At 45.6% G+C, this 20,606-nt stretch carries 17 protein-coding genes; 6 read left to right on the plus strand and 11 right to left on the minus strand.

Annotated elements, in window-relative coordinates; genetic code table 11:
- Positions 1-38: 38 nt before the first annotated feature.
- Positions 39-3,935, minus strand: coding sequence for a phosphoribosylformylglycinamidine synthase (gene purL / locus PL85_RS06275; protein WP_115339602.1), 3,897 nt, complete (start codon positions 3,933-3,935; stop codon positions 39-41).
- A gap of 312 nt (positions 3,936-4,247) precedes the next feature.
- Between purL and mltF the strand changes: the two genes are divergently transcribed.
- Both mltF and PL85_RS18980 read left to right on the plus strand, forming a co-directional pair.
- Positions 4,248-5,786 carry a membrane-bound lytic murein transglycosylase MltF gene (gene mltF / locus PL85_RS06280; RefSeq protein ID WP_115339601.1) on the plus strand — a complete coding sequence of 513 codons (1,539 nt, stop codon included), beginning with the start codon at positions 4,248-4,250 and terminating at the stop codon, positions 5,784-5,786.
- 209 nt (positions 5,787-5,995) lie between these two features.
- The gene (locus tag PL85_RS18980) at positions 5,996-6,130 is read left to right on the plus strand and encodes a hypothetical protein (RefSeq protein WP_254917022.1); all 135 of its coding nucleotides are present in this window, start codon (positions 5,996-5,998) and stop codon (positions 6,128-6,130) included.
- 37 nt (positions 6,131-6,167) lie between these two features.
- Here the strand turns inward: PL85_RS18980 and tadA are convergent, their stop codons facing one another.
- Both tadA and PL85_RS06290 read right to left on the minus strand, forming a co-directional pair.
- Positions 6,168-6,683 (minus strand): tRNA adenosine(34) deaminase TadA, encoded by a 516-nt coding sequence (gene tadA, locus PL85_RS06285; RefSeq protein ID WP_170888572.1) that lies wholly within the window; start codon positions 6,681-6,683, stop codon positions 6,168-6,170.
- 20 nt (positions 6,684-6,703) lie between these two features.
- Positions 6,704-7,591 carry a LysR family transcriptional regulator gene (locus tag PL85_RS06290; RefSeq protein WP_017049448.1) on the minus strand — a complete coding sequence of 296 codons (888 nt, stop codon included), beginning with the start codon at positions 7,589-7,591 and terminating at the stop codon, positions 6,704-6,706.
- Positions 7,592-7,717: 126 nt separating this feature from the next.
- On the opposite strand from PL85_RS06290, the gene PL85_RS06295 reads away from it, so the two are divergent.
- A complete protein-coding gene (locus PL85_RS06295; protein ID WP_115339600.1) occupies positions 7,718-8,851 on the plus strand; it encodes an S-(hydroxymethyl)glutathione dehydrogenase/class III alcohol dehydrogenase in 1,134 nt (377 codons plus the stop codon).
- 51 nt (positions 8,852-8,902) lie between these two features.
- A complete protein-coding gene (fghA, locus tag PL85_RS06300) occupies positions 8,903-9,745 on the plus strand; it encodes an S-formylglutathione hydrolase (protein ID WP_194573130.1) in 843 nt (280 codons plus the stop codon).
- A 63-nt stretch (positions 9,746-9,808) separates the two neighbouring features.
- Here fghA and PL85_RS06305 read toward each other — a convergent pair whose 3' ends face one another.
- The 5 genes from PL85_RS06305 to PL85_RS06325 form a co-directional block, all read right to left on the minus strand.
- On the minus strand, positions 9,809-11,368 hold the full coding sequence (locus PL85_RS06305; protein ID WP_017045592.1) for an AbgT family transporter: 1,560 nt from the start codon (positions 11,366-11,368) through the stop codon (positions 9,809-9,811).
- 256 nt (positions 11,369-11,624) lie between these two features.
- Entirely contained in the window at positions 11,625-12,038 is a 414-nt protein-coding gene (locus tag PL85_RS06310) for a type IV pilus modification PilV family protein (RefSeq protein WP_115339599.1), read from the minus strand.
- Entirely contained in the window at positions 12,028-13,335 is a 1,308-nt protein-coding gene (locus PL85_RS06315) for a hypothetical protein (RefSeq protein ID WP_115339598.1), read from the minus strand. Before PL85_RS06315 ends, PL85_RS06310 begins: the two co-directional genes overlap by 11 nt.
- Entirely contained in the window at positions 13,326-13,994 is a 669-nt protein-coding gene (locus PL85_RS06320) for a PilW family protein (protein WP_094164459.1), read from the minus strand. Before PL85_RS06320 ends, PL85_RS06315 begins: the two co-directional genes overlap by 10 nt.
- Positions 13,972-14,472, minus strand: coding sequence for a GspH/FimT family pseudopilin (locus tag PL85_RS06325; protein WP_017043370.1), 501 nt, complete (start codon positions 14,470-14,472; stop codon positions 13,972-13,974). Before PL85_RS06325 ends, PL85_RS06320 begins: the two co-directional genes overlap by 23 nt.
- 102 nt (positions 14,473-14,574) lie before the next feature.
- On the opposite strand from PL85_RS06325, the gene PL85_RS06330 reads away from it, so the two are divergent.
- Positions 14,575-15,006: a type IV pilin protein gene (locus PL85_RS06330; protein ID WP_174223848.1), complete on the plus strand. Its 432-nt coding sequence runs from the start codon at positions 14,575-14,577 to the stop codon at positions 15,004-15,006.
- Between the two features lie 109 nt (positions 15,007-15,115).
- On the opposite strand, the gene dnaJ is transcribed toward PL85_RS06330, so the two are convergent.
- The 3 genes from dnaJ to grpE form a co-directional block, all read right to left on the minus strand.
- On the minus strand, positions 15,116-16,258 hold the full coding sequence (gene dnaJ / locus PL85_RS06335) for a molecular chaperone DnaJ (RefSeq protein ID WP_026027474.1): 1,143 nt from the start codon (positions 16,256-16,258) through the stop codon (positions 15,116-15,118).
- 286 nt (positions 16,259-16,544) lie between these two features.
- The gene (dnaK, locus tag PL85_RS06340) at positions 16,545-18,452 is read right to left on the minus strand and encodes a molecular chaperone DnaK (RefSeq protein WP_013857431.1); all 1,908 of its coding nucleotides are present in this window, start codon (positions 18,450-18,452) and stop codon (positions 16,545-16,547) included.
- A gap of 344 nt (positions 18,453-18,796) precedes the next feature.
- Positions 18,797-19,396, minus strand: coding sequence for a nucleotide exchange factor GrpE (gene grpE / locus PL85_RS06345; RefSeq protein WP_038148829.1), 600 nt, complete (start codon positions 19,394-19,396; stop codon positions 18,797-18,799).
- Positions 19,397-19,538: 142 nt separating this feature from the next.
- Here grpE and nadK point away from each other — a divergent pair, with 142 nt between their 5' ends.
- Entirely contained in the window at positions 19,539-20,423 is an 885-nt protein-coding gene (gene nadK / locus PL85_RS06350) for an NAD(+) kinase (RefSeq protein ID WP_013857433.1), read from the plus strand.
- Positions 20,424-20,606 lie beyond the last annotated feature (183 nt).

A 20,606-nucleotide genomic window follows, 5' to 3' on the forward strand; every position in this document is an offset into this window, starting at 1 on the left:
CAAGACTAAGTCGTTTCTCTCACTGGCGACAAGGTGAGTTACCCTAAGTTCTTACGTGCATTTTGGAACATACGCATCCATGGGCTGTTTTCACCCCAAGAATCAGGATGCCAAGAGTTCGCTACCGTGCGGAACACGCGCTCTGGGTGCGGCATCATGATCGTCACACGGCCATCTTGAGTCGTTAAGCCTGTAATGGCATTTGGTGAACCATTTGGGTTGTTCGGATATTGCTGTGTGGCATGGCCGTTGTTATCCACAAAACGCAGCGCAACAGTGCCTGATTGTTCAATCGCCACTAAATGTGCCGTATCACGAACTTCAACGCGCCCTTCGCCATGCGAAACCGCAATCGGCATGCGCGAGCCAGCCATCTCATTGAAAAACAGTGAATCAGATTGCTGCACTTCTACTAAGCTAAAGCGCGCTTCAAAACGCTCTGATTCATTGCGCACAAAACGCGGCCATAAATCAGCACCAGGGATTAACTCTTTCAAATTCGACAGCATTTGACAGCCGTTACACACTCCTAGCGAGAAAGTATCTTCACGTTGGAAGAAACGTTGGAACTGTTCACGAGCTTGTACATTAAACAGCACTGATTTCGCCCAACCTTCGCCCGCGCCCAATACGTCACCATAAGAGAACCCACCGCATGCGACGAGGCCTTGGTACTCTTTAAGCACCGCTTGACCCGTTAAGATGTCGCTCATGTGTATATCGGTTGTTTCAAAGCCTGCGCGATCAAACGCTGCCGCCATTTCAACGTGTGAGTTAACCCCTTGCTCGCGCAAAATAGCCATTTTTGGCTTCACGCCTTTAGCAATATACGGTGCCGCAACATCTTGTTGCACGTCAAAGCTCAAACTGACGTTAAGACCTTTATCACTGTTATCTTGTTTTGCTGCAAACTCTTGGTCCGCGCACTGCGGGTTATCGCGTAGCGCTTGCATTTTATGCGTGGTTTCAGCCCAAATGGTGCGAAGTTCGGTGCGGTTACGCACAACAATAGGTTGCTCACCAGCGGTAATGGTTAGCTCATCAGAAGCCTCAACACGACCGATAACGTGTGAACACGCTTGTAAACCATGCGCCGTTAGCGTCGAGATCACCGTCTCTAAATCTTTGTGACGAACTTGAATGACTGCGCCCAGCTCTTCATTAAATAACGCGGCCAATGCATCATCACCTAGCGCGGCGATATCGGCTTTCACGCCACAATGACCAGCAAAGGCCATTTCAGCTAGAGTAACGAATAAACCACCGTCACCTTTATCGTGATAGGCAATAATCTGCTGATTCGCGACCAAGGTTTGGATCGCTTCATAGAAGGCTTTAAGCTGCGCCGCATTATCTACGTCTGCGGGTTTATCACCCAACTGTTTGTAGACTTGTGCTAACGCCGTTGCGCCCAAGCGATTCTTACCATTACCTAAATCAATCAAAACCAGTGAGGTTTCGCCCTTATCGGTTCTTAACTGAGGCGTAATGGTATTACGCACATCTTCAACACGAGCAAATGCTGTGATCACCAATGATAATGGAGAAGTCACTTCTTTTTGTTCGCCATTCTCATCCCATTTGGTCTTCATCGACATCGAATCTTTACCTACAGGGATAGTCAGGCCAAGCGCAGGACAAAGCTCTTCACCGACCGCTTTTACTGCCTCGTACAAACCGGCATCTTCACCCGGGTGACCCGCTGGTGACATCCAATTCGCCGACAACTTAATGTGTTTGATATCACCGATGTGGGTAGCGGCAATGTTAGTGATTGCTTCGCCCACGGCTAAACGTGCCGATGCACCAAAATCAAGTAAAGCAACTGGCGTGCGCTCCCCCATCGACATCGCTTCGCCATGGTAAGTATCATAACTTGCCGCGGTAACCGCGCAGTTTGCTACTGGCACTTGCCATGGACCAACCATTTGGTCACGAGCAACCAAACCAGTGACGGTTCGGTCACCAATGGTGATGAGGAAGGTTTTTTCTGCAACCGCAGGGAGACGCAGTATACGATCAATCGCTTCGTTCAATTCGATATCACGGCGATCAAGTGCTGGATTATTAACTTTCAGCGTCTTCACATCACGATACATTTTAGGTGTTTTGCCAAGCAATACGTCCATCGGCATATCAATTGGCGTATTGTCGAAATGTGAATCTTCCAATTTCAGTTCACGCTCTTCAGTGGCAATACCCACAACAGCATAAGGCGCGCGCTCACGTTGGCAAATGGCGTCAAAGCGCGCCATGTTTTCTGGCGCTACAGCCAGTACGTAACGCTCTTGTGATTCATTACACCAAATTTCAAGCGGGCTCATTCCCGGCTCATCGTTAGGTACATCACGCAGTTGGAAAATACCGCCACGTTCACCATCATCAACAAGCTCAGGCAATGCGTTTGAGATACCACCAGCGCCCACATCATGGATAAAGGCGATCGGATTCGCCTCACCGAGTTGCCAGCAGCGATCAATCACCTCTTGGCAGCGGCGTTCCATCTCTGGGTTTTCACGCTGTACCGACGCAAAATCAAGATCTTCCGCAGATTGACCAGATGCCATCGAAGAAGCAGCGCCCCCACCAAGGCCAATGTTCATTGCCGGACCACCAAGCACAATTAAGCTCGCGCCAACTGGGATCTCTTTTTTCTGCACATGCTCGTCGCGGATATTCCCCATCCCACCAGCAATCATGATTGGTTTGTGATAACCACGCACTTCTTCACCTGCGTGAGAGTTAACTTTCTCTTCGTAAGTACGGAAGTAACCTAACAAGTTGGGACGACCAAATTCGTTGTTAAAAGCCGCGCCACCGAGCGGGCCTTCCAGCATAATATCGAGTGCCGTGACAATGCGCCCCGGTTTACCAAAATCCGTTTCCCAAGGCTGCACAAAATTAGGAATACGCAAGTTTGAAGTAGTAAAACCGACTAACCCGGCTTTAGGTTTTCCACCAATACCCGTTGCACCTTCGTCACGAATTTCACCACCGGAACCCGTTGAAGCGCCCGGCCAAGGAGCAATTGCCGTAGGGTGGTTGTGTGTTTCCACCTTCATTAAAATATGCGCTTTTTCATGGTGATAACCATATTGGCGTGTCTCTGGATCAGGGAAAAAACGCCCAACTTCTGAACCCACCATGACGGCAGCATTATCTTTATAGGCGGACAGCACGTGATCAGGAGTCACTTCATAAGTGTTTTTGATCATCTTAAACAGCGATTTATCTTGCTTAACGCCATCAATAGTCCAATCGGCATTGAAGATTTTATGGCGACAATGCTCAGAGTTTGCTTGAGCAAACATCATTAATTCGATATCGGTTGGATTACGCTCAAGCTTAGTGACGAAGCTTTCGAACAAATAATCAATTTCATCGTCAGCCAATGCAAGCCCAAGGGTAACGTTTGCTTTTTCAAGCGCTGAGCGGCCGCCATTCAGCAAGTCGACGTACGCTACGGGAGCAGGTTCAGCGACTTTAAACAGTGAGGTTGCTGATTCGAAATCGGTAAACACGACTTCCATCATTCGGTCGTACAGCAGTGAATAAAGCGTAACAAGTTGCGGTTGAGAAAGTTCGCGATCTAATTCGATGTAGTAAGCAGTGCCTCGCTCTAAGCGCTTCACCTCATTCAAACCACAGTTATGTGCAATATCCGTCGCTTTGGAAGACCAAGGCGAGATGGTTCCAGGGCGAGGAGTGACCAGTAAAAGAAGACCTTGTGGCTCATGTTCTTGAATCGTTGGGCCATAAGTGAGTAGTTTCTCTAATTTTTCAAGGGATTGAGCGTCTAAATCCGCAGAGAGATCAGCAAAATGCATGAACTCCGCGTAAATACCCGATACAGGCAGTTGCTGTTCACGACAAAGTTCAACGAGTTTGTTAACACGAAACTCAGAAAGCGCTGGGGAGCCACGCAAAATTCTCATGTGCTTAGGTCTCTTATACAGTGGGTTGAAGTGTAATTGGAATGAATTCAAAATCATTAAAATACAATAAGTTAATAAAAGAAAACTGAATACATACCAATTTCACCTCGTGATTTCGAACGCATTATAAAGGAATTCTTTTTGTGACGTAACAGCAAAAGCAACCGTTTGCGTCATTTTTTTTGTCAAATTTGAAATACAGCCACATTAGCGTGGTCGCCGACACTTTTTCATCCGTTTTTGATCTGAAACTTTGCCAATATGGCCGCCTTTGATATAAAGGCAGTAATTGATGTAAGAGATCGCTCATAAATGCCAAAGTATTATCTGATTCAGCTTCATCGCTCATTGTCCATTTTCCTACTCACTCTTTTTGTCGTCGGTTGCCAAATCGATTCAGATCCTAAAAGCGAGCTTGACCATATTCGTGAACGTGGCGTATTGCGAGTGGGTACGTTGAACAATCAACTCTCCTACTACATTGGCCCAGATGGCCCTGCAGGGCTGGACTACGAACTAGCACGCGAATTTGCCAATCAGCTTGGGGTTAAACTAGAGATGAAACCCGCTTATCGGTTGTCTAGTCTCTTTCCTGCACTGAAAAATGGGGAAATCGACGTTGTTGCAGCAGGGTTAAGTCAATCGAATCAACGCTTGAATGAGTACAGAACAGGGCCCGCTTATTACTATGTCAGCCAACAAGTCGTCTATAAGAAAGGCAACTGGCGTCCAAGAAATTTAAAACAATTACTGGAAAAACAACCGGAACTGATTGCTGGGCATGAAGGTGACAGCGTTTTTTCTATCGTGAATGAATCCCACTTTGAAAATACGCTCAGCGACATTAAACAGATCTACCCAGAGTTTCAGTACAATGTGAATAATAACGCCGACGTTAACGACCTTTTAAAACAGGTTTCGAATGGCGAACTGCTATTTACCATGGCTGATTCGGTCGAAGTCTCGCTGTCGCAGCGAATCTACCCTGACTTAGCCGTCGCCTTTGAATTAACTGAAGATCAGCCTATCGCTTGGTATATGCGTCGTTCTGAAGATGAAAGCTTATACGCCTTGATGATTGAGTTTTTTGGCAACCTTAAACAATCTGGTCAATTAGCGGCCTTGGAAGAGAAATATATTGGTCACGTGGGCACGTTTGATTATGTCGATACGCGCGCCTTTATTAGAGCACTCGATGTCCGCTTACCAAAATGGGCCCCTCTTTTCCAACAATATTCTGACGAGTTTGATTGGCGATTGATTGCCGCCTTAGCTTATCAGGAGTCTCACTGGAATCCGTTAGCTAAATCCCCCACCGGGGTCCGCGGTATGATGATGTTGACTCTCCCTACGGCAAGAAGTGTTGGTGTCGCCAATCGACTCGATCCGGAACAATCGATTCGTGGTGGTGTCGAATACCTGCGTCGGATGGTACAGCGTATACCAGACTCCATCCCAGAACATGAGAAAATTTGGTTTGCTCTCGCTTCATATAACGTCGGCTATGGGCATATGATGGATGCAAGACGCTTAACTAAACAGCAAGGTGCGAACCCTGATTCATGGACTGAAGTCAAAGAACGCCTCCCTCAACTGAGACAAAAGAAATACTTCAGCCAGACTCGATATGGCTACGCGCGAGGTGACGAAGCCAAGGCCTACGTTGAAAATATTCGTCGCTATTATCAAAGTATTATTGGCCATGTTGATCAACAAAAGCAGATAGACAATAGTTCAGGTACTGATGATTTGGTTGTGATCAGTATTGAGGAGGAGGAGGCCGCGTTAGAATCTATGGAATCGGCCGATGAGGCGCAGGATAATCAGTATCTCGACCCCGTAGCTCAATAAGCATAACAATAGCTAAATCTTCCACGTTGAACAAAAATTGCACACTTGATTTCCAAGTGTGCAGCCCATACATCAAAACGTGAAAAAGATCGTTTCCTAAGTTTCATATTATGGTAACAATCCTGCACTATAAAGGCAGATTAAGATTGTCATAAGGCACCCTAAACCATTAGGGATCATTGTCAAAACTCAGCAGTAGGAGGTTGTTTATGCTTAAACGTAAAAAGCTATCAAAACACCTTAATAAAACGGTGGCAGCGAACCGTCGTAAGCGTATGTTATCCAATAATAAAAAGAAAATTATCTGGCGTAACCGTGCATTTATGCAATTAATCTCTGCTTAACCTTCAGCGGCAAACATCTACTCAAAGTGGATGTTTGCTAAAGCCCATCACTCTGTTGTTTATTCCGCTGTTTTTCCGCCTGTATCTCTGCGCGTCTTCGTCTAAAAAAAGATTGCAGTTGCTCCCGACACTCCTCTTCTAACAATCCTTTATCGACCGTCGCGTAATGATAGGAGGCTTGGCTTTCAAATAAATTCAGCACCGTACCGGCCGCCCCAGCTTTGAGATCTGGAGCGCCAAAGACAATCCTTTTGACTCGGCTATGCAGCAGTGCGCCTGCGCACATTGGACAGGGCTCTAAAGTGACGTATAAGGTAGTATCAAGCAAACGATAATTTTGTAACCGTTGACCTGCTTGACGCAAAGCCTGAATTTCAGCGTGCGCTGTCGCATCATGTTGACCAATAGAGGCATTCCAACCTTCAGCAATGATTTCGCCATCTTTAACAAGCACAGCGCCCACAGGCACTTCACCTGCTTGTTCTGCAAGATTGGCAAGCGCGATAGCTCGGCGCATAAACTTTTGATCTTGAACGGTAAACTGTGTATTCATATATCCTATTTTCTCTTTCACTAGCCTTTGCCGTTAGCGGACGATAGCCGTTCTGCCAGAAAATCCACCAGCAGCCTAACTTTTGAGGACAAATGGCGATTTTGTGGGTATAAAGCCCATACACCTTCACGATCATCTTGGTACTGATGTAGCACTTCTTGCAACTCACCCGAGAGCAAATACGGCTCTACATAATAGTCGGGCAATTGTACGATTCCAATCCCTTGCAACGCGGCATTCAATAACGCCACACCGCTGTTGCATTTAATTTTTCCTTTAACACCGATTTCACGAGAGCGTTGCTGATCCTTAAATCGCCAATAGTTCATAGTGCCTTGTAAACATTGGTGATGAACCAACTCTGACAATGAATAGGGAGTGCCATATTTCACCAAATAGTCAGGGCTAGCGCAGACAAACAGTTGTCGGTTGGATAACTTTTTGCCAATAAAACTCGAATCATCTAACTGCCCTAATCGTACGGCGACATCAATTCCTTCCGCAATCAGATCCAATTTTTGGTTAGTGAGTATCAGTTCCAACTCCAATTGAGGATGTAACTGTAAAAACTCATGCAGCAAAGGCGCGACTTTCTGCTCACCATAAGTCACCGGAGCGGTCACTTTCAGTAAACCTGACGGCGTTTGCTGCATCTGCGTGACAGCAAGATCAGCCTGCGCTAAGCCTTCAACCAATTGCCGACACTGATGATAATAGAGTTGACCCGCTTCGGTCAGGGAGACTCGCCGCGTGGTACGTTGCAACAACTTTACCGCCAAGCGCTCTTCTAATAGCGCAATACGTCGGCTGACATTCGCTACTGATGTCGATAGTTTATGTGCTGCTGCGGTAAAACTTCCAGTTTCAGCCACCGCAACAAATTCATGAATGCCTTCCCAACTCGCCATCTTAATTATTACTGATAAGTAAAAGTAATTCTTATTTTAGACCGATTATCAAATTTCAAGAAGGGAATATACTGTCACTCTCCCCAACTCACTTGAAACTTCAAGTAATGTGCAAAGGAAAATCTTATGTCATCACATCAATTCATTAAATCTCGCGCGGCGATTGCGTGGGGGCCAAATCAACCACTAAAAGTCGAGGAGATTGACGTTATGTTGCCCCAAAAAGGCGAAGTGTTGGTGCGTATTATTGCGAGCGGCGTTTGTCATACCGATGCCTTTACGCTATCTGGTGAAGACCCTGAAGGGATTTTTCCGGTTATCCTCGGCCACGAAGGTGGCGGTATCGTTGAGAGGATTGGTGAAGGCGTAACCAGCGTCGAGGTAGGAGATCATGTCATTCCCTTGTACACCGCAGAGTGTGGTGAATGCAAATTCTGTAAATCAGGTAAAACCAACCTGTGCCAAGCGGTACGTGAAACGCAAGGAAAGGGGTTAATGCCTGATGGAACAACACGTTTCTATAAAGACGGCCAACCCATTTTCCATTATATGGGTTGTTCCACCTTTTCTGAGTATACCGTGTTGCCAGAAATTTCCTTGGCTAAGGTCAATAAAGCGGCGCCATTAGAAGAGGTCTGCTTGCTCGGTTGTGGTGTCACAACGGGCATGGGCGCGGTGCTCAATACAGCCAAAGTTAAACAAGGTGATACTGTGGCCATCTTTGGCCTAGGCGGCATCGGGCTTTCCGCCATTATTGGTGCAAGAATGGCCGGTGCCAGCCGTATTATTGGCATTGATATCAATGAGAATAAGTTTGAGCTTGCTACTCAGCTTGGTGCAACGGACTGCCTGAACCCGAAAACTCTGACTAAGCCAATCCAAGAAGTGATTATTGAGATGACTGATGGCGGTGTTGATTTTTCTTTTGAGTGCATCGGTAACATCAATGTAATGCGCCAAGCGTTAGAATGCTGCCATAAAGGCTGGGGAGAATCGGTCATTATTGGTGTGGCTGGCGCGGGCCAAGAAATATCAACTCGCCCTTTCCAATTAGTGACGGGCCGAGTATGGCGTGGTAGTGCATTTGGCGGCGTAAAAGGCCGCTCGGAACTGCCACACATTGTCGAGCGCTATCTGGCAGGCGAATTTGGTTTGCAAGAGTTTATTACCCATACCATGGGTTTAGAGGATATCAACCAAGCCTTTGATTTAATGCATAAAGGCGAAAGTATTCGTTCTGTGATTCATTTTGACCAATAAGCCTTAATAGCCAGCCCTTTTTTCTTAAAGGGCTGGGTGGGGAAACTTGCTATGCACATTGAAAACATTAGCCAAGCCAAAGTATTTGAAGGCTGTCATAAACAGTACACGCACTCATCACAAGTACTAGGGTGCAGTATGCGTTTTGCTATTTATCTTCCACCTCAAGCGGCCTATCAATCGGTTCCGGTGTTGTATTGGTTATCCGGCTTAACATGCAGCGATGAAAACTTCATGCAAAAAGCTGGCGCATTTCAAAGCGCGGCTAAGCTCGGTATCGCGATTGTTGCCGCCGATACCAGCCCAAGAGGTGAAGATGTTCCTGACGACCCGCAAGGAGCGTATGATTTTGGCCTTGGCGCAGGATTTTACCTCAACGCAACCCAAGCGCCTTGGGATAAGCACTACCAAATGTACAGCTACATTGTGCAAGAACTTCCAGCCTTAATAGAGCAACATTTTCCCGTAAACCAACAGCGAGCGATTGCAGGACACAGTATGGGTGGCCATGGTGCGTTAACCATCGGATTGAAAAACCCTCAACGCTATCGCTCGATTTCAGCCTTTAGCCCGATAAGCAACCCAATACACTGCCCTTGGGGGCAAAAAGCATTTCGCCACTACCTTGGTAGTAACCTGCAAGATTGGAAACAATACGATGCGGTTGAATTGCTCACCACTCACTCATCATCCTTACCCATTTTGATTGACCAAGGAGAGGAAGACCCGTTTTTACACGAACAGCTTAAACCTGAACGCTTACTCGCCGCTGCACAAGCGAGCAATAGCCCACTCTCGTTAAGAATGCATAAAGGTTATGATCACAGTTATTTTTTCATTCAAAGTTTTATTGATGATCACTTAGCATTTCACGCACAGCATCTGCACAAATAAGATTGAAAAAGCCCGCGATACACTCGCGGGCTTTAAATTCAGACTCGATAAATAATGTTAACGCTACAAGCTGTATGTGTAAGGCGCTTGCACCCCTAGCGGAATACCAAAAGCCCAGTAAGCGAGCAGGAACAGCGTCCAACCAATCAGCATCGCAATGGAGAAAGGCATCATCATTGAAGCCAAGGTGCCAATGCCCGTCGATTTTACATAACGTTGGCAATACACCACGACTAATGGGAAGAAGACCATCAGTGGAGAGATAATGTTAGAAACCGAATCGCCCACGCGGTAAGCCGCTTGCGATAGCTCGGGAGAAATCCCTACCGCCATCAGCATAGGTACCAGAATTGGACCAATCAATGCCCATTTTGCCGAGGCCGAACCCACCAGCAAATTAACGCTAGCCGTAAGTAAAATCATCCCCACAATCGTTGCTTGGCCGGGTAAGTCCATCGCTTTTAGGCCTTCGGCGCCATACAATGCCAACATAGTACCAATATTAGACTGACCAAACGCTGATAAGAACTGAGCACAGAAGAACGACATCACTATGTATGCGCCCATCGTAGCCATGGTGCCAGACATCGCTTTTATCACGTCATTACTGTTTTTAAAGGTGCCAGCCACTCGGCCATACACAATTCCCGGAATAATAAACAAGATAAAAATCAAAGGAACGATCGACTTCATCACTGGAGCAGAAAAGGCCGTTAGCTCACCATCAGGCGAACGCAGTGCTGAGTTTTCTGGGATCAAAGCCGCTACTAGTAATGCAATACCTACCACCATTGCCCAGCCAGCAAAACGAAATGCTCTCGATTCAGTTGCGCTGAATGTTCCTAGATCAGGCGCTATTTCCGCATCTTCATCGACAGGCATATTCGCTAGACGAGGTTCAATAATTTTCTCAGTCACATACCAACCAATCGCAACGATGATCACCGAAGATAAACCCGTGAAGAAAATGTTCGCCAGCGGATTCACTATGTATTGAGGATCCAAAATTTGTGCGGCGGTTTGTGTAAAACCAGCGAGCAAAGGATCAATACCAGAAGGGATAAAGTTCGCTGAAAAGCCACCAGAAACACCAGCAAATGCGGCTGCAATACCGGCCAGTGGATGACGCCCTGCCGCATGGAAAATAATCCCACCCAGAGGAATGACCAATACATAACCGGCATCAGCAGCCGTATGCGACACTATCGCCACCAAAATCAGCATCGGTGTCAGTAGTTTCGCTGGCGTGAAATTTAGCATTTTCTTAAGGCCTGTAGTGATAAACCCAGAAGAATCAGCCACTCCCACACCGAGCATGGCAACCAGCACGATACCTAGCGGCGCAAAGCTGGTGAATGTGGTCACCATATTGGCTAGAAAACTCGCGAGCGCTTTACCTGTCAGTAGGTTATTCACTTGCAATGCTTCACCCGTTCGAGGGTTGGTCAAATCAAATGTCACATTCGATAACAGTGCCGATGAAACCCAAACAATAATCAGTGCCCAGAAGAACAAAATCGCAGGGTCAGGAATTTTATTTCCTGCACGTTCAATAAAATTTAAAAAGCGATCCATACCGCTCGGCTTCGGAAATGGTGCTTGTTTTACGACTTGGTTACTCATTCGTAACTCCATATGTGATGTTGCTGCTGTAGGCCTATATCAATTTATTTAGCCGACCTATTAATCGTCGGTTATTCTATAAAAAAGCCTCAACCAAAGCACAAGCTTCTACAGTTTTTTACAAAAACGGGGACATATTTTGCAAAAATAGCATTCCGCCACAACAATCCAAACACATTCTTATGCTCTTTTTTCCTACAAATCAGTAACCAATTTGTAAAATCAAATATTTCATTTTTGTATAAGCATCGAGACGCTAATCAAACTCACTGAACTGCGAAATCATGGTTTTCAGCTCAACCGACTGCTTATTTCCCTGACGATCATGCCAATAGGACTCGATATAAATGGTTTTCAGTGAGCCCGATGAAGAGACCGTTGGTACTGACCAACTGAGTGTATAAAAGGGATGTGAGTGATCTTGTCCGTTAACAATATCACTATCAAAATGCGCTGGCGTGAGAGTAGAAATCGCGGCAGAAGCGCCACGGCTACGAAACCATTCCAACTTTTGTTCGGCCAAATGTAGTGCTTCGATACTATGAACGGCAAAATCCGCCTTTTGCTCAACCAACACTTGTAATTTGACCAAACCCAGTGCCCCAACACCAATTAGAACAAACGATATCATTACTTCTATTAGGCTAAATCCTTGCTGCTTAGAGATCATTCCATGAACCTTTTTGCCATCTAGGTGGAACCGAAAAGGAAAAGCTGTTTTCAATATCACTGTTATATTGCAAACGTAGCGAGTTATAAAATAGTGCTATCTGACCTTGAGTATCAAAGGCCATTCCTCCGGTAAATTGAAAAGATCCCGACTGTAAGTAGGTAGCGTGCTTTGGCGTCAAGGTGGTAGCGCCGCCGTACAATGTTTTTATCGGTGCATCAAAATTAGCATTGAGATCCGCGATGAGTTCAGTATCAAATCCATTCCAATTTGCCGTATCAGCGGCAAATCCACTGTTAAAATGAAAGAGCACCCCTTGAATACTGCCACTCCCTCGAATCCCTAACACGCCATTATGCACCAGCAAAAAAAGGTAAGTCCCAGGATGAGCATTTTGTATGGTTGACATTGTATCAATCGATGCTTGGTTCAGTTGACAACTGCCATCAATCCATACTTGATTCGGCTGACCAAGAACCAAAGCACCTTTAAATTTCGAAACACAATCAACATCACCACTAGTCATTGTGTAACTCAAGAACTTAAATTCAGTATCGTCGCGTGCTTTTTCCCATTCTCCCCGTTCGTAACCAAAGAGATCTTTAAATGGGTTTAGCGTTTCATCTCGGTAAATATCATTTTTGACATCGACTGCTTCATAAAGACCGCTACTATTTTTCCAAATACCGCTTTGTGAACTACTGTTCGTTTTATGCGTCGGCGCGCAATCGGCACTATTGTCAAAAACAGCGCTTGGTTTTTGAATAGCACTCCCAACACCATTATTTGTCACTCCCGCCGTAGCAATAACATATTTAGCAACGGCGATAGCCGCGCATTCATATTTCCCATCACTATTTTTAGGTCCGGGATCTGGTGGAGAAATAAGTGTAGAGCCAAACACTATTAAGTCTGAAGTAGAACGAATGGCTCCTGGACTTCTCCCACGTTGAAACAGAATGTTCTTTTTCAACGTCGTCATTTGATACTGGGACATAAGTGTACTGGCGTTAGTAGGGTCTGCAGAGAGGTACGTTAACTCTAAATCGACACACAAGGTATTGAGGTTATTTGGAATTGAACTATTTTTATTGTTCACAATATGGCTATAACCACACTCAAGCCCCCCTTCTGCTCGCCAATGCTGTTGCCTCGCTTGCACCTCATTTTGTGCTCGTTTGATCTGAAAAAAGAGCGAACGGTAGGAGCCTAATGCCACCACTAAAGCGAGCACCAACAAAAGCGTGGTGATCAATAACGTTACAGCGCCTTGCTGAGCTTGCTTCATTACTGCCAATTCCTTTGTTTTATTGCCACTCCAAATGATGTTGATACACGGCTATCCCCCACCAACTCTGCTGCCATAGAGATCGTCATGTAGGCTGAGCTCACACCATTCGCCGCTAATGATGCTCGCTGGACTTGAAAATGAGTCACATTAATCTGGTTAGTATCAAAAATAGCAGAGCAACCAGCCGTCGCTTGGGAAACGGTTTTGGCCCCTGAAATCACAGACGTCGGCCTGTCACAGACACCCAACGCGCCAGAAGTCATGACAAACCCAACATTTCTGATCTGTTTCGTTGCCCCCGTATCATCAAGGTAGGCATACGCGAGCGTTGATTGGTCGGCCGAAACAAAAACGATATCATCGCTATCCAATAACGTGAGTGAGTTACCATGACCGCCATCATAACCTGCACGTTGAATATCTTGTTTGAGGTATTGCAGCGCGCCCGTCACTTGTTGCAGTAGCAGTAGCTCCTTGCCTCTTTCGGTCGCTACCTTCTGCCCAGTGATGAATACAGAGCCGATAATGGCTATCGCAATCAAGCCAAGCATGGATGCCACCATGAACTCAATTAACGTTGCCCCCATCTGCTTGGTTTCAGCGATATGAGCTTTATAGGTATGCTTTTTTGCTCTCGGTATGTTAGCTGCACTGCTTAAAACCAAAATAGTCTCCTCCATTACCACATAGGCGCATTCGTCCTGAAGGTCTATAGGTCGTGAATTTGAGTGCACCTTGGTGTGTTGAAAAATCAAGGCTCCCATTTACAGCTCGGCCATTAATGGCTTCAAAATGGATCTGATTTGACGGGTAATTCACCCCCAATTCAATATTGCGATAAGGTTGCCCCGATAGCGATGAAATCACTTGCCCCCCGGGATAGGTTCCTGAATTAGTCAGCACGATTTGCCATTCACCTTGGCTATTAACCGAACCCGACATGACAATATGCGCCCATAGCGGCTGCTTTCTCATTACTGCTTCCGAACGGGCACTCATCATCAAGCCATTAATCTCACCCGCTAAACGCTGCATCTTTTGCGTATCACTGACTTGTTTGAAATTGGGAGCCGCTATCGTGAGTAAAATAGACAAAACGGAAACCGTGATAAGCAGCTCAAGTAAAGTAAACCCGCGAGCCATTTCCCAAATTCCTATGTAATTAAAATATGAAACAAAATTCACCTTGCGCGAATGCTATCACCTAATAAAAATAGCGGGTAAATCAACAAGGAACTCCACGTGATGATTCGAAATTCTAAATGCAACAACCACAACCGGCGGTCGTTCGGGATGACATTGATCGAATTATTGATTGCGGTTGTGATTATTGGCGTACTATCTGCAATCGCTTATCCAAGTTATACCAAGCACGTTTTAAAAGGGCACCGAACCACCGCACTCGCCGATATGGGGAGAATTCAACTGGAACTGGAGCATCACTACGATAAGGGTTATGACTGGGGCGGGATCATTTCAGGGGGAAATTGCGTCATCTGTGAAAGCGATGCTGAACGCTATCAGTTTTCAGTCGCCAGCTCCGCAACCAGTAGCTACACCATCACCGCGACGGCGCAGAGCACCAGAGGCCAAGACCAGGATGAATGTCTAACCAGCGATAAGGTCATGACATTGAAATCAACCAACGAATCCGCACCAAGCGCATGCTGGAAATAGAGCACCACAAAGGTTCAGTTTGTGAGGGGAGGAGAAAGTCATCCTGTATCTGGAACGAATAAGGCCTGCATTGCAGGCCTTATTGGATAGATAATAATTCAACAGTGAATTAGCTGGTTAAATCATCGAAGAACTTTTTCACGCCATTAAAGAAACCTTCCGATTTAGGCTTATGCTTATTTGCCGCTTCACCACCGCAAGTTTCTTCAAATTCACGTAATAGTTCTTTTTGACGCGCGCTCAGTTTCACTGGTGTTTCAACTACGAGTTTGACAACCAAATCACCGATCGCCCCACCGCGTACGCCTTTCACACCTTTACCACGCATACGGAACATGCGCCCTGTTTGCGTCTCTTCTGGCACTTTCAAGTTTACACGACCATCGAGTGTTGGAACTTCAACTTCACCGCCAAGTGCAGCCATAGCAAAACTTACAGGGACTTCACAGTATAAGTTGTTACCATCGCGTTCAAAAATGTGGTGCTCTTTGACGTGAACTTGTACATACAAATCCCCCGCTGGAGCGCCCATTTCTCCCGCTTCACCTTCGCCAGATAAACGAATGCGATCGCCCGTATCCACACCGGCTGGAATTTTAACATTAAGCGTTTTGGTTTTTTGCTTACGCCCCTGTCCGTGACACACGTTACATGGGTCTTTAATGATCTTACCTTTACCATGGCAAGTCGGACAGGTTTGCTGTACAGCAAAAAATCCTTGGCGCATCTGTACTTGGCCGTGACCATGACAGGTTCCACACGTTTGCGCAGACGAGCCTTTCTTCGCGCCAGTACCTTCACAAGAATCACAATGGACCAGTGTTGGCACTTCAATCTCTTTCGAACAACCACGAACGGCCTCTTCTAAAGACAGTTCCATGTTGTAACGCAAGTCAGCACCACGTTGTGCACGCGCTTGACCACCGCCCCGACGACCACCACCGAAAATGTCACCAAAGACATCACCGAAGATATCGCCAAAATCAGCACTGCCGCCACCAAAGCCGCCACCGCCCATTCCGCCTTGTTCAAAAGCAGCATGACCGTACTGATCATAAGCCGCTTTCTTTTGCGAATCGGTTAAAATTTCATACGCTTCTTTTACTTCTTTAAACTTGTCCGAAGCGCTGTCATCCCCTTGGTTTCTATCAGGGTGAAACTTCATTGCTAGGCGCTTGTACGCCTTTTTAATATCGCGCTCAGAGGCATCTCGGCCTACGCCTAATACTTCGTAAAAATCACGTTTTGACATCTTCTTCGTCACCAATTTGTTACCGCAAACGACACGCTGCCGCTTGGTGTTTATATCGACCTAACTAATGGCTCTAGATTCTAGTGAATTCAAACTAAAAAGACACTGTTAGTTAGATGGACACCAATGAGTTTTCATTAATTACAGACATACGGGCGTAAGAGTTACCCCAAACGCCCGCATCATACCGTTGATTTCATTCTTCTCTTAGAGAAGTTAGGGTGGGTTAAACTCGCGAGCCACCCAACCCTAGCCCTCCCCGCTTAAAAGGAGGGAACTCAATCAATTACTTTTTGTCTTCTTTGACTTCTTCAAACTCAGCGTCAACAACATCGTCTTCTGCAGACTGTTGTTGGCCTTCACCCGCTTGTTGTGCTTGAGCTTTTTGCTGAGCGATCTCCATCAGTTTTTGAGCAGCAGCCATAAGCGCTTGAACTTTAGCGTCGATCGCTTCTTTGTCTTCACCTTTCTTCGCTTCTTCAAGCTCAGTAATGGCCGCTTCAATCTTCACTTTATCGTCAGCAGGAAGAGCATCACCCGCTTCTTCAATTTGCTTACGAGTACCGTGAATCATTTGGTCCGCTTGGTTACGTGCTGTCGCTAACTCTTCGAACTTTTTGTCCGCTTCTTTGTTTGCTTCAGCTTCTTGGACCATTTTCTCGATTTCAGCATCGCTCAAACCGCCAGACGCTTGGATAGTGATCTTCTGCTCTTTGCCTGTTTGTTTATCTTTCGCAGACACGTGCAAGATACCATCCGCATCCAAGTCAAACACAACTTCAATTTGTGGCATGCCACGTGGTGCAGCTTGAATACCTTCTAGGTTAAATTGACCTAGCGATTTGTTGTACATGGCTTGCTTACGCTCACCTTGTAGAACATGGATCGTTACTGCGTTTTGGTTGTCTTCAGCGGTAGAGAATACTTGATTCGCTTTAGTTGGAATCGTTGTATTTTTCTCAACCAACTTAGTCATCACGCCACCCATTGTCTCGATACCGAGAGACAGAGGCGTTACGTCAAGTAGCAGTACGTCTTTTACTTCACCCGCAAGCACACCACCTTGAATGGCCGCACCAACAGCAACCGCTTCATCTGGGTTAACATCTTTACGCGCTTCTTTGCCAAAGAATTCAGCCACTTTCTTCTGAACCATAGGCATACGAGTCTGACCACCCACAAGGATAACGTCAGTGATGTCGCCGACAGACAAGTCTGCATCAGCCAACGCCACTTTCAGTGGCTCAAGCGAACGCTGAACAAGGTCTTCCACTAGAGATTCTAGTTTCGCACGTGTCACTTTCACGTTCATGTGCTTAGGACCAGCAGCATCAGCGGTGATGTAAGGCAAGTTCACATCTGTTTGTTGCGCTGATGACAACTCAATCTTCGCTTTTTCTGCGGCTTCTTTTAGACGCTGCATCGCAAGTGGATCAGTTTTTAGGTTGATGCCTTGCTCTTTTTTGAACTCATCAACGAGATAGTTGATCATGCGGTTATCAAAGTCTTCACCACCAAGGTGTGTGTCACCGTTAGTTGCTAGAACTTCGAATGTTTTCTCGCCTTCAACTTCATCGATCTCGATGATTGAAATATCAAATGTACCACCACCAAGGTCGTATACCGCGATAACGCGATCGCCACCTTGTTTGTCCAAACCATAAGCAAGTGCAGCCGCTGTTGGTTCGTTGATGATACGTTTTACTTCAAGACCTGCAATACGACCTGCATCTTTCGTTGCTTGACGTTGTGCATCGTTAAAGTATGCAGGAACCGTAATAACGGCACCAGTAACTGGCTCACCAAGAAAATCTTCAGCTGTTTTCTTCATTTTCTTCAGAACTTCAGCTGAAACTTGAGGAGCGGCCATTTTTTGGCCTCTTGCTTCAACCCAAGCATCGCCATTATCAGCCTTCACGATTTTGTAAGGCATGATTTCAATATCACGTTGAACTTCTTCGTCTTCAAAACGACGACCGATCAAACGCTTAATTGCAAATAGCGTATTGGTTGGGTTTGTTACCGCTTGACGTTTTGCAGGCTGACCTACTAGCGTCTCACCATCTGTATATGCAATTACCGATGCAGTTGTACGTTCACCTTCAGCGTTTTCAATAACGCGAGGTTTGTCGCCATCTAAAACAGCAACACAAGAGTTAGTAGTACCTAAGTCAATACCAATGATTTTACCCATCAGGCTATCTCCAAATAAATTCTATTTTTGTTTTATGCTACCCCCTATGTGGGGGAGGGAGAACAGGGTTTCAACCCTTACTCACAAACTAAACAAGGATGTTCGTTTCTCGTATGCCCAATAAATAAGGTCACTCAGCACCTTTTCAAGGGCAAAATTGAAAAAAGTTATGATATTTCGACTAAACAGCGTAAATAACGACTTTTTCAATCCCGAAATCACTTAATGAAGGTTTCTATCTCGACATTAATCGATTTCGACATAAAAAAGAGAGGCGACGTACACCTCTCTTTGGCACTGAATAAATTAACGCCAATAAAGCATTTGGCTTATTTCGCAACTCTTTACTTTGATACCATGACCATCGCAGGGCGAATCACTCGGCCATTCAACTCATAGCCCTTTTGCATCACAAACATCACAGTGTTCGGTTCATGATCTGGGCTCTCTTGAATTGACATTGCTTGGTGCAATTCTGGGTTGAATGTTTCGCCTTCAGGATTAATCTCTTTCAGGCCAAACTTTTCAACTACGCCAATGAAAGTTTTGTGCGTCAGTTCCACACCTTCCACCAGCGGTTTCACTACTTCGTTCTCAGCGTCAGCAGCTTGAATCGTGCGCTCTAGGTTGTCTAACACTGGCAACAACTCTTCAGCAAAACGGCTCAACGCATATTTACGCGCTTTATCGATCTCTTGCTCTGAACGGCGGCGCATATTTTCAACTTCCGCTTTCGCTCTTAGCACCGAGTCTTTTTGCTCTTGAATTTTTGCTTCGCTCGACAGTAGCGCCGCTTCTAATTGCGCAATTTGGGACTCTTTCTCATCGACTTCAACTTGTTCGTTCCAATCGATATCCGCGTCAGTACCAACGACTTCAGCTTCTTGACCCACTACTTCTTGCTGTAGTTCTTCTTCTTTGATTTTGTTTTCTTCGTTGTTCATGATATCTCCAGAATCCAACTATTTTGCGCTTAACCTCCACAGTTCAAAAAGTTAAGCACACAAAAATTCGCACAAAGGCATAACTTGCCCTTATTATGGGGATGAACAATCCTGATTCAAGCCTAATTAGTTTGGAAAATTTATGAAAAAACCATTTGAAGTGATCGCTATCATTGGAAAACCAAGAGATCAACAAGCCATTCAAACACATAAAGAGCTTTATCAATGGCTAACTTCAATGGGATATCCGGTCTTTATTGATGATCGTCTCAGCGAAATATTGGAAGGTGTACCTGCGGAACATTTCGCTAGCCTGCTTGAAATCGGCAAAAAAGCAGACCTTGCGGTTGTGGTTGGGGGCGATGGCAATATGCTCGGTGCCGCACGCGTATTATCACGCTTCGACATTTCCGTGATTGGGGTGAATCGTGGCAATTTAGGATTTTTGACCGATCTCAACCCAGAAGATTTTCAACCAAGGCTACTTGCAGTACTCAATGGCGAATATTTAGAAGAGCAACGCTTCTTACTGGAAACAGAAATTCATCGCCACGGGCAAGTCAAAAGCCATAATGCAGCGCTTAATGAAGCCGTATTACACCCCGGCAAAATTGCACATATGATTGAATTTGAAGTCTATATAGATAATAGCTTCGCTTTTTCTCAACGCTCCGATGGCCTTATCGTTTCTACCCCAACGGGCTCTACCGCTTATTCACTTTCTGGCGGCGGGCCGATTTTATCCCCCAGTTTAAACGCCATTACACTGGTTCCCATGTTCCCGCATACCCTTTCAAGCCGCCCCTTAGTTGTGGATGGCAACCGCCAGATAAAACTGCTGGTTTCGCCTGATAATCGCGGAACACAGGAAGTTAGCTGCGATGGACAAGTATCCCTACCGGTTTCCCCCGGTGATGAAGTGCATATTTACCAAAGCCCAAATATTCTAAAGCTCATTCATCCTAAAGATTACAGCTACTATCACGTGCTAAGAAAGAAACTGGGTTGGTCGAGTAAATTGTTTTAAACCAACCTCTTCACCTTCTATTGACTGTCGACCTCGATTAATAATATCGAGGTCTTTTTTACAGGGAATCATTAATATTTAATGGGTTTTAAAATTTCTATTTATTTTCCATCATAAATTTACTTATCCTATAGCTGATTATTTGTGAGCCATGATTTATTCCATATTCAAGTTAAGGACTTC

It is taken from the genome of Vibrio anguillarum, assembly GCF_001989995.2.
In the GTDB taxonomy this organism is placed as follows: Bacteria; Pseudomonadota; Gammaproteobacteria; order Enterobacterales; family Vibrionaceae; genus Vibrio; species Vibrio anguillarum.